16 protein-coding genes are annotated in these 14373 nt (G+C 63.1%); 4 read left to right on the top strand and 12 right to left on the bottom strand.

The window, feature by feature from the left end:
- Window positions 1-65: 65 nt before the first annotated feature.
- Window positions 66-620, top strand: a complete 555-nt coding sequence (locus LQ220_RS12045; RefSeq protein ID WP_230188535.1) for a Pycsar system effector family protein — start codon at window positions 66-68, stop codon at window positions 618-620.
- Here LQ220_RS12045 and LQ220_RS12040 read toward each other — a convergent pair.
- From LQ220_RS12040 to LQ220_RS12025, 4 genes are all read right to left on the bottom strand, one after another.
- Window positions 617-1534: an NAD(P)-dependent oxidoreductase gene (locus LQ220_RS12040; RefSeq protein ID WP_230188534.1), complete on the bottom strand. Its 918-nt coding sequence runs from the start codon at window positions 1532-1534 to the stop codon at window positions 617-619. The genes LQ220_RS12045 and LQ220_RS12040 overlap by 4 nt on opposite strands.
- The gene (gene proB, locus LQ220_RS12035) at window positions 1531-2661 is read right to left on the bottom strand and encodes a glutamate 5-kinase (RefSeq protein WP_230188533.1); all 1131 of its coding nucleotides are present in this window, start codon (window positions 2659-2661) and stop codon (window positions 1531-1533) included. Before proB ends, LQ220_RS12040 begins: the two co-directional genes overlap by 4 nt.
- A 41-nt stretch (window positions 2662-2702) precedes the next feature.
- Complete coding sequence (gene obgE, locus LQ220_RS12030; RefSeq protein ID WP_230188532.1) at window positions 2703-3773, bottom strand: GTPase ObgE; 1071 nt, start codon at window positions 3771-3773, stop codon at window positions 2703-2705.
- Window positions 3774-3862: 89 nt separating this feature from the next.
- Window positions 3863-4498, bottom strand: coding sequence for a TetR family transcriptional regulator (locus tag LQ220_RS12025; RefSeq protein ID WP_230188531.1), 636 nt, complete (start codon window positions 4496-4498; stop codon window positions 3863-3865).
- Window positions 4499-4556: 58 nt separating this feature from the next.
- Here LQ220_RS12025 and LQ220_RS12020 point away from each other — a divergent pair, with 58 nt between their 5' ends.
- Window positions 4557-5438, top strand: coding sequence for a metal-dependent hydrolase (locus LQ220_RS12020; protein WP_230188530.1), 882 nt, complete (start codon window positions 4557-4559; stop codon window positions 5436-5438).
- A 32-nt stretch (window positions 5439-5470) separates the two neighbouring features.
- On the top strand, window positions 5471-6001 hold the full coding sequence (locus LQ220_RS12015) for a GNAT family N-acetyltransferase (protein WP_230188529.1): 531 nt from the start codon (window positions 5471-5473) through the stop codon (window positions 5999-6001).
- Between the two features lie 27 nt (window positions 6002-6028).
- Here the strand turns inward: LQ220_RS12015 and LQ220_RS12010 are convergent, their stop codons facing one another.
- The 4 genes from LQ220_RS12010 to LQ220_RS11995 form a co-directional block, all read right to left on the bottom strand.
- Window positions 6029-6610 carry a GNAT family N-acetyltransferase gene (locus tag LQ220_RS12010; RefSeq protein ID WP_230188528.1) on the bottom strand — a complete coding sequence of 194 codons (582 nt, stop codon included), beginning with the start codon at window positions 6608-6610 and terminating at the stop codon, window positions 6029-6031.
- Window positions 6611-6912: 302 nt separating this feature from the next.
- Entirely contained in the window at window positions 6913-7182 is a 270-nt protein-coding gene (gene rpmA, locus LQ220_RS12005; RefSeq protein ID WP_230188527.1) for a 50S ribosomal protein L27, read from the bottom strand.
- 30 nt (window positions 7183-7212) lie between these two features.
- Window positions 7213-7578, bottom strand: coding sequence for a 50S ribosomal protein L21 (gene rplU, locus LQ220_RS12000; RefSeq protein WP_230188526.1), 366 nt, complete (start codon window positions 7576-7578; stop codon window positions 7213-7215).
- Between the two features lie 162 nt (window positions 7579-7740).
- Window positions 7741-8679: an AEC family transporter gene (locus tag LQ220_RS11995; protein WP_230188525.1), complete on the bottom strand. Its 939-nt coding sequence runs from the start codon at window positions 8677-8679 to the stop codon at window positions 7741-7743.
- Between the two features lie 141 nt (window positions 8680-8820).
- Between LQ220_RS11995 and LQ220_RS11990 the strand changes: the two genes are divergently transcribed.
- Window positions 8821-9348: a hypothetical protein gene (locus tag LQ220_RS11990; RefSeq protein ID WP_230188524.1), complete on the top strand. Its 528-nt coding sequence runs from the start codon at window positions 8821-8823 to the stop codon at window positions 9346-9348.
- A gap of 7 nt (window positions 9349-9355) precedes the next feature.
- On the opposite strand, the gene LQ220_RS11985 is transcribed toward LQ220_RS11990, so the two are convergent.
- The 4 genes from LQ220_RS11985 to putA form a co-directional block, all read right to left on the bottom strand.
- On the bottom strand, window positions 9356-9928 hold the full coding sequence (locus LQ220_RS11985; protein ID WP_230188523.1) for a gamma carbonic anhydrase family protein: 573 nt from the start codon (window positions 9926-9928) through the stop codon (window positions 9356-9358).
- Window positions 9925-10920 carry a porphobilinogen synthase gene (gene hemB / locus LQ220_RS11980; protein WP_230188522.1) on the bottom strand — a complete coding sequence of 332 codons (996 nt, stop codon included), beginning with the start codon at window positions 10918-10920 and terminating at the stop codon, window positions 9925-9927. The genes LQ220_RS11985 and hemB overlap by 4 nt, the downstream gene beginning before the upstream one ends.
- Before the next feature lie 31 nt (window positions 10921-10951).
- Window positions 10952-11194, bottom strand: coding sequence for a hypothetical protein (locus LQ220_RS11975; protein WP_230188521.1), 243 nt, complete (start codon window positions 11192-11194; stop codon window positions 10952-10954).
- Between the two features lie 114 nt (window positions 11195-11308).
- A complete protein-coding gene (gene putA / locus LQ220_RS11970; protein ID WP_230188520.1) occupies window positions 11309-14359 on the bottom strand; it encodes a bifunctional proline dehydrogenase/L-glutamate gamma-semialdehyde dehydrogenase PutA in 3051 nt (1016 codons plus the stop codon).
- Window positions 14360-14373 lie beyond the last annotated feature (14 nt).

The following is a 14373-nucleotide window of genomic DNA, read 5'->3' as shown; positions in this document are numbered from 1 at the left end:
GGGCGTGAACTTGCCGCAATGTGCGCAAGATGCGATGTTCCGGGAAAGTTTGGGGAATAAAAACGATGGCCGACTATGCCAAGGTGGAGGAACGGACCGCGGTAAAGCGGCCGCTGGTGCCCAATGCGATCCATCTTGTCCGCACGTCGCTCGCCGCCAATCTGCAGCTAAGCCAGATGGCGGACCAGAAAGCGAATATGCTGATGGGTGCCTCTTTCGTAGTCTTCACGCTGGCGGTGGGGCAATTGCGGACAGGGCGGATGGTCGTACCGATTGCTATCCTCGCGACAGGGGCATTTCTGGCCGCGACGTTTGCGATCCTGTCTGTCCTGCCCAAAGTCACCAATATTAAGGGGCCAGTGGGGGACGATGCCAACATCCTGTTCTTCGGCATATTCACCAGCGTGAGCGAAAGTGAATTTGCCGACCGGATCGTGGCGAAGCTGGACGACGACGAAGCGCTGTATCGGGTGATGCTGCGGGACATCTATCAGAATGGGCAAGTGCTGCAGCACAAGAAATACAAATATCTGGGCTATGCCTATCGGATATTTCTGACGGGGCTGGTGCTCAGCTTTGCAGCATTTGCGGTAGAGCTCGTGCTGGGGCGGCTAATCTAAAGCCAGCCCTTTGCGCGATAGGCCGCGACCGTCGATTTCAGCCCGTCCATGGTCGCCACCTGCGGTTGCCAGAGTTCGGCGGGCGGTGCCATTTCGGGGCGGGATACCCAGTCAGGATGGCAGTAATAGCCTACGCGATCCTGCGTCAGTCTTGCCTTGCGTCCGCGGATCATGCGGTCGCTGACGGCGGAGACATTCATCAACCAGCGTGGTGTGGCGATGGTGCGGACGGCGCGGCCCACACTCATACCGATGGCGCGACCGAAATCGGCATGGCTCCATCCGCCCGGCGTCTGGTCATCGACTTCATAAATTTGCGCGAGACTGTCGCCGCGATCCTCGATGAGTGTCAGAAGGAGGCGTGCCAAGTCACTGACTTCAATAACCGACAAGCGCCCGCCGGGCGGGAGCATCACGACCCCCTTGGACGCCATTCGAAACAGGTCGAGTATGTCCTTGTCACCGGGACCATAGATCGCCGGAGGGCGCACGATAGTCCAGTCGAGCGCGCTGGCCATGACATGCCGCTCGGCCAGTTCCTTCGACCAGCCATAGCTTGAAAGCTGCGGCTCGCGGGCCGCCAGCGACGACACATGCACGATGCGGCGAACGCCCGTGCGGCGCATGGCGTCAACGACGTTCATCGTGCCGGTCGCGTTGCCTTCGGCAAAACCCTTGCGGTCGGGCGCGTTCACCACGCCGGCGATATGCAGCACCGCGTCGGCATCCGCCATCAGCCGCTCCAGACTGTCACGGTCGCTCAGCGCGCCGGGGGTCCAGGTCACGCCCTTGCGCGGGAACTGCGGCGAACGAGTGAGCGCGTTGATCTTCATCTTTGCGCCCAGCGCAAGGTCGAGGGTTGCTGCGCCAAGGAAACCCGTGGCGCCGGTTACGGCCAGCCGAAAAGGGGTCATGGGTTCAGCAGCACCATGTGATCGCGATGGATCAGGACGGAGCGGGGGACATCGCCCAATATGGCGGCGATATCCTCGCTGCGTCGGCCCGCGATCTTCACGGCGTCGCCGCTGTCATATTCGGCGAGGCCGCGCGCCAGCACCCGACCGTCTTCAGCGACGATGTCCACCACATCGCCGCGCGCGAAAGTGCCGGTCACGGTTCGCACGCCGATGGGGAGGAGGCTGTTGCCATTCGCCAGCGCCCGCTCGGCCCCGGCGTCGATGGCGATATGGCCGCGCGTCGTCAGCCGTCCGGCCAGCCAGCTTTTGCGCGCCCGCTTTGCATCGGCAGCGTGGAAGATGGAGCCTCGCCCACCGTTGCTCCAGTTTTGTAACGGCGAATCGACATGCCCCGATATGATCGCAAGGTGCGCTCCGGCGCCCGTCGCGATCTTGGCCGCTTCGATCTTGGAGCGCATGCCCCCCGATCCCATGCCCGAACCCGATCCACCGTCGGCCATAGCCATGATCTTCGCGTCGATTGTCTTTATGTTTTCCACCAGCATAGCCGTCGCATCGACGTGCGGGTTCGCGGTGTAAAGCCCGTCCACGTCAGACAGCAGCACAACTGCGTCGGCCCGAGCGGCTTGCCCGATCCGGGCCGCCAGCCGGTCATTGTCGCCAAATCGGATTTCGGCTGTCGCCACGCTGTCATTTTCGTTCACGACGGGGACTACGCCCAGCGACAACAACCGTTCCAGCGTCGCCGATGCATTAAGATATCGGCGGCGGTTTTCCAGATCGTCGAGCGTCACGAGAATCTGCGCAGCGGTAATGCCTTGTTCGGCCAACAGCATGGCCCATGCCTGCGACAGGGCGATTTGCCCGACGGCGGCGGCAGCCTGCGCGTCTTCAAGGCTGCCCCGGCCACCCTTGGCCAGATTAAGTCGACGCGCGCCAAGGGCTATCGCGCCTGACGATACGATGACGATCTGTTGCCCCTCAACGCGCCGCGCAACGATTTCGGCCACGAGCGTGCGCAACCATGCTTCGCGCGGATTGCCCGTAGGATCGACCAGCAGCGCGGAGCCGATCTTGATGACGATCCGGCGACAGAGGGCAGGGGGGAAACCGGCGAGAGTCACTGAACTCCCCTCTCTTTCAGGGAGAGCAGAAGTGTGACGGATTACAGCGGCGACCACGGTTCCGCTTCCTTGTCCTCGTTCTCCGGGTCGATATCCATGCGGTAGCTGCTGGCGGTGCGCTGTTCCGGGCCAAGTTCGGGGATCACACGGTCCAGCAGTTCGCTGACGCCTGCGCCGGTGCCGCCCGAGATAATGAAGATTTCCTCCGCACCGGCTTGCCGGAACTGGTCGGCGATGTCGTCCATCAATTCCTGACCGAGCAGATCGCCCTTGTTCAGCGCCAGCAATTGCGGTTTTTCATCAAGGCCCGCGCCATAAGCTGACAGCTCATCCTGCACGATGCGCCATGCGTCGAGTGGATCGTCGAGGGTCGCGTCGACCAGATGCAGCAGCACGCGGCACCGCTCGATATGGCCCAGGAAGCGGTCGCCAATGCCCGCGCCTTCGGCTGCGCCTTCGATCAGGCCGGGAATGTCGGCCAGCACGAATTCGCGGCCCTTGTGGCTGACGACGCCAAGCTGCGGCTTGGTCGTCGTGAACGGATAATCGCCGACCTTCGCCTTGGCGTTGCTCACCTGATTGATAAAGGTCGATTTGCCTGCATTGGGAAGGCCGACAAGGCCGACGTCGGCCAGCAGTTTGAGCCGCAGCCAGACCCACATTTCCTCACCCGGCCAACCCGTGCCATGCTGACGCGGGGCGCGGTTGGTGCTGGATTTGAAGGACATGTTGCCACGGCCGCCATCGCCACCGCGCAGGAACACGACGCGCTCGCCGGGGATGGTGAAGTCGGCCAGGATGGTGCCTTCATCATCGTCCGCGATCACCTGTGTTCCGATCGGTACCTTGATGATCAGGTCGTCGCCGCCTGCGCCATAGCGGTTCTTGCCCATGCCGGGGATGCCGCGCTGCGCCTTGAAATGCTGGGTATAGCGAAAGTCGATGAGGGTGTTGAGGCCTTCGATCGCTTCGAAAATGATGTCGCCGCCCTTGCCGCCGTTACCGCCGTCGGGGCCGCCATATTCAACGTACATCTCCCGGCGGAAGCTGACGGCACCGGGGCCGCCCGCGCCGGAGCGGAGATAGATTTTTGCTTGATCAAGAAAATGCATGGGCCGCCCTTAGCGGTATTCCTCCGGAAATTAAACCTTTGCGCCATTATGCGAAAATAAGTCGACACGTGAAAACCTAAATCGGCATTTTATTTCGGCGCGTTGGCGGCCATCCAGTTCACCAGGGCCGTGTTCATTTCAGGGGACTCCGCCAGCGCCATCGAGGCGAACAAGGTGCGGGTCGCCAGATCGCGCGCCATCGTGCGCGGCAGGCCCAGCGCCTTGGCCATTGGCGCGCCCATCATCGAATCGCCCAGAGCGCTCAGCACCAGTGCGAGCGTATGCTCGGCAATATAGGGGCGGTTGGGTTCGCTGGCCGACAGTTCGTCCACCAGCCGATGAATAGCCTCCACCACCGGGTCGAGCGCATCTTCATTGCCCGATGCCATCATCCATGACGCCAGCGCCCCGGCGCCTTCCTTGTCGAAGGCATCGAAGGTGAGATCGACGATGGTCCGCGGCTCCACCTCGCCGCGGCGCGCTTTCTTGACGGCGTCACCGATGGTCACGGTGATCATATCCGCCAGATAGCCTGCCAGTGCCTTCTGCAAGCCCGAAGCCGAGCCGAAATGGTGGAGCAGATTGGCGTGGGTCCGCTGAATCCGGCCGGCCACGGCCTTTAGCGTAACGGCCTGCGGACCTGCTTCGAGGAGCAGTTCGCGCGCGGCTTCCAGAGCGGCGGTTCGGCTTTCGAGGGGGCTAAGGCGACGGCGCGCTATTGACATTAGTGTAAGTAACCTTTATTTGCACGAGTGTAAGTTAGACGTGCTGATGGAAGAGACCATGCCACAGAAATTGCTTTCGCGTACCCCTCATGATCTTTCGATTACGCCGCGTGATCGGCGCTTCGGCCGGGCGCAGGCGGACGAGACCGTTCAGAAACGCTGGTGGCTGGGCGGCGATCCGATCGGCACAGCGTTCTACAATGCGCTGTCCGTGACGTTCCCGCGCGGCGAAGCCTTCTTCGTCGATAGCGTGCGCGCCTTTCGTGAAGGCACGCCCCCGCGCTTGCAGCAGGAAATCAACGCTTTCATCAAACAGGAAGTGATCCACAGCCGCGAGCATGTCGCATTCAACCGCCGGGTGGTGGATGCCGGATATGACGTATCGCTGCTGGAGCAGGACGTCATCGATTCGCTGGACGAGATCAAGGGCCGTCCCAAGATCGTCGATCTTGCCGCGACGATGGCGCTGGAGCATTTCACCGCGATCCTTGCGCATCAATTGCTCGCCAACCCCCGGCATCTGGATGAAGCCGATGCTGAATCGCGCGGGCTATGGCAATGGCACGCGCTGGAGGAAATCGAGCATAAGGGCGTTGCCTACGACACATGGCTGCATGCGACCCGCGACTGGTCCCGGTTCAAGCGGTGGAAGGTCAAATCGATGCTGATGTTGCTCGTTACGCAGCGATTCTTTCATCACCGGACACGCGGCATTCTGGAACTGTTGCGGCAGGATGGCCTGACCGGACCGCGGGTCTGGGCGCAGATGGCGTGGTTCGCCTTCGGTCGTCCGGGCATGGTGCGCAAGATCATGGGCGCGTGGATCGGCTATTTTCTTCCCGGTTTCCATCCGTGGAACCATGACGACCGCGCGCTGATCGCACGGGCATCGAGCGATTATGCCGATGCCGTACTGCCGGAGCGCATTGCCACGGCTTGACCGATGGCGAGGAGCGCCGCCATTGTTGCGCAATGACTGACGCTCCTACGCTCCATACCGAACGATTGACCCTCCGCGCGCATCGGCTTTCCGATCTCGATGACAGCGTTGCGCTGTGGCAAGACCCCGTCACCGTGAAGTTCATCACAGGCGGGCAGATTCAGGACGAGCAAGCGGTGTGGTTCCGCATCCTGCGCCATGCAGGACTATGGTCGCTGTTCGGCTATGGTTCCTGGGTGGTCGCGGACCGGAAGACAGGTGCCTATGTCGGCAGCGCGGGGCTGCTCGAATCGCGCCGGGGCATCCCTGAACTGGAAGGATGTCCCGAAATCGGATGGGCCGTGCGGTCGCAACTGGCGGGGCAGGGACTGGCAACCGAAGCGGTGGCCGCTACGCTTGCCTGGGCAGATGTGCATGTCGATGCGCCGGCGACGCGCTGCATCGTCGATCCCGATAACAGGCCGTCGATCAAGGTTGCAGAGAAATGCGGTTTCCGCGAGACGGCGCGGGTGCGAAACGGTGAGATCCCGCTGATCCTGTTCGAACGGAATCGCGGCGGTTAACCCCCCGCCAAAGCGAGGGGTCAATCGTCATGCCGCAAGCGGCTGGCTTTCCTCGCCATAGAGTTCGATCGCCAAGTCACTTCGCGGCATGTCCACTTCATCGGACATTTCGTACAGTGCGTACGGGGCTGTTTTCTGCCGCGCGCAGCAGAAACGCGGCGCGATGTGGCCGGTTGCGCGAAAGCCGATCTTGCGCAGGACATTGCCGGAAGCCGGGTTGTCGATGAAATGCCCTGCAGTCAGATTTTGGATACCCGTCGCGCGGGCGATCTCGACCACGGCGCGCGCTGCCTCTGTAGCGAAACCCAGCCCCCAATAGCGGCGCGCGATCCAATAGCCCAGTTCAGGCTGGCCGTCTTCTGCGGGCAAACCGATGCCGCAGCCGCCGACCAGTCGCGGCGCGCCGCGCGTCCGTGAGAAGATCAGGAAATCGGGCAAGCGCATATCGCGCTGCATACCCAGAAAGGTCCGTGCATCGTCTTCGGCATAGGGCCATGGCGCGCGCGCCAGATTGCGCACGATGCTCTCCTCGCCAATGGCTTGGGCCAATGCGGGGGCATCCTCCATCCAGCCGGGCCGAAGCAGCAAACGGTTCGTGCGGGCAAACATTGGGCATTCCTCTCTTATTCTTGTCATCCGCCCCAATGCAGATGCCGCTACCGGCATTGCGTTACGACTTCGCGACAGCTCTTTCTTGGAAAAGCTTGCCCGTGCGACGCATGAGACGAGCTGTTGTTCCAAGAAAAACGACGAGGGAAAAGAAAAGGATAGGACCCGAAATGCACCAGACACGGAAACGGGGCGCTACCCTTTCGGGGCGCCCCGTTTTCCCTCAACCCGACGGTATTTCCATTACGGAAAAACTGTCTTTCGGGGCGCCCAATGGACGACCCCGAATGGGAGGTCGTCCGTTATTCTGCGGCCTGTGCCATCATATCGACGGACACATATTTACGGCCTTGCTTGCCATCGTGGAATACCACGCGGCCTTCGATAAGCGCGAACAGCGTGTGGTCCTTGCCGATGCCGACGTTGCGACCCGGATAGACGCGCGTGCCGCGCTGACGAATGATAATGTTGCCGCCGATGACTTCCTGGCCACCGAACTTCTTCACGCCAAGGCGACGGCCAGCGGAGTCGCGACCGTTGCGCGAAGAACCGCCTGCTTTCTTATGTGCCATTGTCTATACTCCTCGAATGCTCTGGAACGCTCAGGCTTCTGCAGCCGCTGCGTCTTCGGTCTTGGCTGCGGCCTTCTTGGGCGCTGCCTTCTTCTCTTCGCCGCCGATTGCGACGATGCGCAGGATCGTGTGACGCTGACGATGGCCGTTCTTACGGCGATAGTTGTGGCGACGGCGCTTCTTGAAGACGATAACCTTCTCGCCCTTCGCCTGCGCGATGATTTCTGCCGACACCGTCAGACCGTTCGTGTCCTTCAGGTCCGAGCCTTCGCCAGCCAGCAGGACGTCGTCCAGCGTAATCTGGTCGCCAGCTTCACCGGCGATCTTTTCGATGACGATCTTGTCTCCTGCGGCAACGCGATACTGCTTGCCGCCCGTGCGCACGACTGCGAACATGGCTTTTCTCTTCTAATCCAAACTGCGTGACGCGGAAACACTGGGACATCAGCCCCGGAAGACCCCGCGCGGGAAAGCGGCCCATTATGGGATTGAGTCCCCCCTGTCAACCGGATTGCCGTCCCGGCCACGCCTTTTTACGTTGCGAACGGCGTTGTTCGCCTAGCCGCGCAGCAGGAGAAGCACGCCTGCAATCGTTGCGACCGATGCTATTGTGCTGACCATGATCGTGCCGGACGTGACCTTTCCATCACGGGCGTAGAATTCGGCGATCATGAACGGCCCGGTGCCAGTGGGCAGGGCCGCCACGGCAATGGCGGTGGCGGCGATGTCGGCGGGCAACATGAAGACTTTCCACGCCAGCCACGCGGTGATCGCCGGGTGCACCACCAGCTTGACGAGCGAGAGGGCGAGCACATGGGGATTGCCGATCGCATGGACGATGGGCCGCTGCGCCAGGAACAACCCCACGGCCACCAACGCGGCGGGACTGGCCGCCGTGCCGAGCATGGTGAGGAAGCCGTGGATCGGTGCGGGCAGGGCCAGTCCGCTCCACCACCAGATCAGCCCGGCCAGCGGCGACACGATCACCGGATTGCGCGCCATGCCTGTGACTATGTGTAACGCTGCGCCCGCCATGCCGTGACCGTGGCTGCGGCCCGCTTCGATCAGGATAACACCTGCAACGAACAAGGCTGTCAGCGTAAAACCTGCAGCAACGATGATGTGAGGCCGTACCGTCGGGCCCAAAGTCAGCGTGAGCAAAGGGAGGCCGATATAGACGGCATTGCAATAGCTGGCATTGAGGCCGTCAACGCCCATGTCGGCAATCGACAATCCCCGCATCCGTCCGATGACCAGACCGATGGCGAACACCGCGAAACTGCCGATCAGCGAAACGGCGGCGAAGCCGGGGTTCCAATAGGTGTGCCAGTCGGTCGTCGCCACCACATCGAACAGCAGGCAAGGCAAGGCGATCCACACCACGAAGCGGTTCAGGATCGTTGCGCCGTCCGGCCCCAGCACGCCGGCGCGCCCTGCGCCGAACCCAGACAGGACGATCAGGAACACCGGCAGGATGGTGACAATATTGGTCAGCATGATCGATGCCGGTAGGGGTTTTTGGCGGCTGTGCCAATCTGAGCTCTAAACATTGTCATTCCCGCCTGCGCGGGGATGACGAAGTGAGGGCCAGGACTTGAGCCATTGCAACGAACCCATACGCTGCTTAGATGCAGCGTCATGATGTTCCGCCCGCTCCTTTCCTCGCTTGCGCTGTTGCTGACCGGTTGTGCCGCAGGCGTTGCCGATACGAGCGCCTATCCTTCGCTGGCGCGCCGTCCGGTGGAATCGGCGGACTACGACACGCCTGCCGCCACCCCGGCGCCGACAGCACCCGCAGCCAGCCCCTCCGACGATGCCGAACTGGCGCGCTATGTCGGACAGGCAGCGGCGGGCGCAACGGCGTTCGACAAGGCCTATGCCGAGGCGCAACGATTGACGCGCGCAGCCTCAGGGGCGGCCGTGTCGAGCGATCCGTGGGTCGCTGCGCAAGCGGCGATCAGCGCGCTGGAATCCGCGCGCAACGATAGCGTATCTGCGCTGGCGGCGCTCGATACGCTGTATACCGCGCGGGTCAGCGCCATTGCGGATGGCAAGATGTCAGGGTCCGTGGATGCAATCGACGCCGCGCGGGCATCGGCCCTCGCCATGGTCGATTCGCAGAACGACCGTCTCGACGCGCTGAGGGCGATGCTCGCGCCGGCCTGAGCCCAGGCTAATCGTCCAGGGCAGCGCGCACGGCACCTTTGTGGGCGTGGGCATTGTGGACATAATGCTCCACCCCCGTTCGCATCCCGATAACCGCTTCATCGGTCAGGTCGCGCATATATTTGGCGGGGCGTCCGCTCCAGAGCTGACGGTGGGGGACACGCTTGCCCGGGGTCAGCATCGCACCTGCGGCAAGCATCGCGTCGCCTTCTACCACGCAACCGTCCATGACGATGGAACCCAGCCCTACGAACGCCCGATCCAGCAAGGTGCAGCCATGCAGCATCACCATGTGGCCGATCAGCACGTCTTCGCCGATGGTCGTCGGAAAGCCGCCCGCGCCATCCTTGTCTGAATCGCAATGAATGACGGTGCCGTCCTGCACATTGGTCCGCGCGCCGATGGTCACGCGATTGACGTCGCCGCGAATGACGCAATTGTACCAGATGCTGGCTTCCGGCCCGATCTCTACGTCGCCGATGATCCGGCAACCGGGCGCGACGAAGGCACTTTCATGGATGCGCGGCGCAATGCCGTTGATTACGATGATGCTCGCGCCGGGATGCCGTTCGTGTTTCATGCCGTCATCAACTTTGCCGCTAGCGGAGCATGGTAGGTCAGCACGCCGGTGCAGCCTGCGCGCTTGAAGCTCATCAACGTTTCGAGGACCAGCGCGTTGCGGTCGCCTGCGCCCGCTGCGGCGGCAGCTTCGATCATCGCATATTCGCCGGACACCTGATAGGCGAACACGGGTACGCCGAACGCATCCTTCACGCGCGCGACGATGTCGAGATAGGGGAGGCCCGGCTTCACCATCACGCTGTCGGCGCCTTCGGCCAGATCCATACCGACTTCGCGCAACGCTTCCTCGCCATTGGCGGGGTCCATCTGATAGCTTTTTTTGTTGCCTTTCAGCAGCCCACTGGAGCCCACGGCATCGCGGAAGGGGCCGTAAAAGGCGCTCGCATATTTGGCGGCATAGGCCATGATCTGGACATTTGCATGGCCCGCACTTTCCAGCGCATCGCGGATCGCGCCGACGCGGCCGTCCATCATGTCGCTGGGCGCGATGATGTCCGCGCCTGCCGCTGCCTGATTGAGCGACTGGCCGATCAGCACGTCTACGGTCGCATCGTTCAGGACATAGCCTGAATCGTCCAGCAGTCCGTCCTGTCCGTGCGCGGTATAGGGGTCGAGCGCCACGTCGGTCAGCACGCCGACTTCCGGCACCGCATCCTTGATCGCCCGGATCGCGCGGCACATCAGATTGTCGGGATTGAGCGCTTCGGTCCCATCGTCGCTGCGGCGGTCCGGCTGCGTATTGGGGAAGAGCGCGAGGCAGGGGATACCCAGATCGCGTGCCAGCTTCGCCTGTGTGACGATACCATCGACCGACCAGCGCGAAACGCCGGGCAGGCTGCCGATGGGTTCCTCTACGGCGCTGCCTTCGGTCACGAACAAGGGCCAGATCAGGTCGGCGGGGCTAAGGCGATGCTCTGCATGCATGGCGCGAGACCATGCAGCGGCACGGGTGCGACGCATGCGAAGTGCGGGGTAGGGGGCATAGGACATGCAGCCGGTCTAGGCTGCAGTCCAGGCCGGATCAACAAATATGCTTAGGGTTTCTCAGCAGGGCTGCGGCTGTTTCCAGTTCCGTCGCGCCCAATTCGATGGCCGTACGGTTGCCGCCGACCGTCACCGGACCTTCAAATTCGGCGAAGGCGGTAAAGCGGTCGTCGGGCGCTATGCCCTCGAACACAGCCAAGCAACCGCGGAAGGTCGTGCGAAAACCCTGATCGCCGTTACCGACGAAAAATCGTACCGGAGTATCCCATGAAAGTTCCATGACGCGCCCCTATGGTTCTAAAGCGCATCGTGTCACAAAATCGGCAGGAATCAAGCGTTACTGAAAGCGTCAGGCTGATAATCGGAAATTTCGTAACACGGGACGCCCGCGCCCCTAGGCTTCGTCTTCCAGACTGAGCAGGCTGGCATTGCCGCCGGCCGATGTCGTGTCGGTCGATGTCACGCGCTCGACGCAGAAGCGGTGCAGGTAATGCGGTCCGCCTGCTTTCGGTCCCGTGCCGGAAAGTCCTTCGCCGCCAAAGGGTTGCGATCCGACCACGGCACCGATCATCGATCGGTTGACGTAGAGGTTGCCGACCGCCGCAAGCGCTTCCACGGTGCCCGCGGTCCGCGCGATGCGGCTGTGCAAGCCCATGGTCAGGCCAAAGCCCTTGGCATTGATCTGTGCGACCACCTGTTCCAGCTCGCCTGCGCGCCATGTAGCGACATGCACGATAGGGCCGAAGACTTCCCGGTCGAGCTGATCGATGTCATCGAGCCGGATGACGGTGGGCGGCACGAACAGCTTCTGTATCGGCACGGAGACCGAATGGGCGATTCGGGCCCTGTGCGTTTCGCGGTGCGCCATGAGGCGATCATATGCGGCCTTGTCGATCACCGGGCCGACATCGGTGCGACTGTCGGTGGGATCGCCGATCACCAACGCATCCATCGCGCCCTTCAGCATGTGGAGCGTGCGGTCGAGCACTTCCTCCTGCACCAGCAGCAGGCGGAGCGCCGAGCAGCGCTGACCCGCAGACTGGAACCCGGAAATCACGATATCGCGCACCACCTGTTCGGGCAGCGCCGTCGAATCGACGATCATCGCGTTGATGCCGCCGGTTTCGGCGATCAGCGGTACGATGGGGCGATCCTCCGGCCCGTCGAGCAAGGCGCGTGCGATGGCCTTGGCTGCGGCGACGGAGCCCGTGAACGCCACGCCCGCGATGCGCGGATCGGCAGTCAGTGCCTTGCCCATTTCCGCGCCGCCGGGGGCCAGGATCAGGGCATCGACCGGCACACCTGCCTCATGTGCCAGTGCGACGGCGGCAGCAGCGATCTGCGGCGTCTGGGGCGCAGGCTTGGCGACCACGCTATTGCCTGCGACGAGTGCGGCAGCGACTTGCCCGATGAAGATCGCCAGCGGGAAATTCCACGGCGCGATGCACAGCCAGACGCCGCGCCCCTCCATGCGAAGCATATTGCGCTCGCCGGTCGGTCCGGGCAGCGTAATCGGCGCGAGGCCGGTGCGTGCTTGCGCTGCGTAATAGCGGCAGAAATCAATCGCCTCGCGCACTTCGCCCAGTGCATCGGGAATCGTCTTGAACGCTTCCTGTGCGGCGATGGCCATCAATTGCGGGCGGCGTTCTTCCATCAGATCGGCGAGGCGGTCGAGGCAATCGGCGCGAGCGTCGAGGGGCGTTGCAGCCCATGTCGGGAAGGCGGTGTGGGCGCGGTCGACGGCGGTCCGGGCGAAGGACGCCAGGCTGCTCTCTCCGTTCGACCCGCTCGACACGAACGGAATATTATGTTCGTCCCAAGGCTGCCGGACCTCGGCCATCACCTCCGCCAATATGTCCCGGTCATCCAGGTCCACGCCGGCACTGTTCGCGCGTTGCGGGCGGAACAGGTCGCGGGGCAGGGGGATGGCCGGATGCGGCGCACCGCCAGAGCGCGCGACCTTCTCGACCGGATCGGCCAGCAACTCGTCCTCGGACGTCGCGGCATCGGCGAGTTGATGCACGAAGCTGGAATTCGCGCCATTTTCCAGCAAGCGCCGCACCAGATAGGCGAGCAGGTCCTGATGGCCGCCCACGGGCGCGTATATGCGGCAATGATGGCCGTCCTCGCGCACCAGTCGCTCGTACAGGCCTTCGCCCATGCCGTGCAGCCGCTGAAATTCGAAATCGCGCCGCTTGCCTGCCCATTGCAATATGGTGGCGACGGTCAGCGCATTATGGCTGGCGAAGGCCGGATAGAGGTGGCTGGCGTCGAGCATGTCGCACGCGCAGGCAAGGTAGGACACATCGGTCGCTGCCTTCCGCGTGAACAAAGGATAGCCCGACAGGCCGCGTTCCTGCGTATATTTGATCTCGCTGTCCCAATAGGCGCCCTTGACCAGTCGCACGGCCATGCGCGTGCCGCGATCCCGCGCGGTGGCGTTCGCCCAGCCGACGACGGCCCGCGCGCGTTTGCTATATGCCTGAATCGCCATGCCCAGCCCGTCCCAACCGCGCAGATCGGGATGCCGCGCCACCGCTTCGATGATGTCGAGCGACATGACCAGCCGTTGCGATTCCTCCGCATCCACCGTCAGCGCAACATTGCTCGCCGCCGCCTGTTTCGACAGCGCGAGGAGCATTTCGGTGAGGTCCGATACGCAGCGATAGGATTGGCTGGCTTCGTAGCGGGGGTGGAGCGCCGACAGTTTGATCGAAACGCTGTGGCCCTTCTCCCCCTGCGCCGCGACTTCGCGAATGGCGTTGCCATAGCTTTCGAAATAGCGCGCCGCGTCTTCATAGGTCCGCGCGCCTTCGCCCAGCATGTCGAAGCTGGCGGTGAAGCCCCGGTTCTGCTTCTTGTCCATCCGCTTGATGGCTTCCTCGATGGTGCGGCCCATGACGAAGACTTCCCCCATCAGGCGCATCGCCGCGCCAACGGCTGTGCGGACGAACGGCTCGCCCGCGCGCCCGATCAGCTTGCGCAGCACGCCTGCGGTGCCATCGTCGCGCACCATCGCGCGGCCCAGAACCAGACCCCAGGTCGCGCTGTTCACCAGATTGCTGTGCGATTTGCCGCTGTGCGCCCGCCAGTCGCTTTCGCCGATCTTGTCAGCGATCAACTGATCCGCTGTGTCGGGATCGGGCACGCGGAGGAAGGCTTCGGCCAGCGAGAGCAGGGCCACGCCTTCCGCCGTGTTCATGCGATATTCCTGCAGGAACTGATTGACCCAGCCGTCGCTCTGCGCGGCGCGCAAGTCGGTCAGCAGCCCCTTGGCGCGTGTCACCGATGCCGCGCGATCCGCTGCGCTTTGTCGCGCCCGTTCGATCAGCGGTCGAAGCACGTCCGGCTCGGTCCGGCGATGATCGTGCGGCAGGCGCTGGCGAAAGGTCGCCGGGTCCGAATCATGCGCGGGAAAGGGCAGGGGGAGACGGTCGGCAGGCATGGCGGGAAGCTCCA

Source organism: Sphingobium sp. CECT 9361 (assembly GCF_918741285.1).
Classification (GTDB): domain Bacteria; phylum Pseudomonadota; class Alphaproteobacteria; order Sphingomonadales; family Sphingomonadaceae; genus Sphingobium.
Note: the sequence above shows the minus strand (reverse complement) of the source record. Positions and strands in the feature narration are given on the sequence as shown.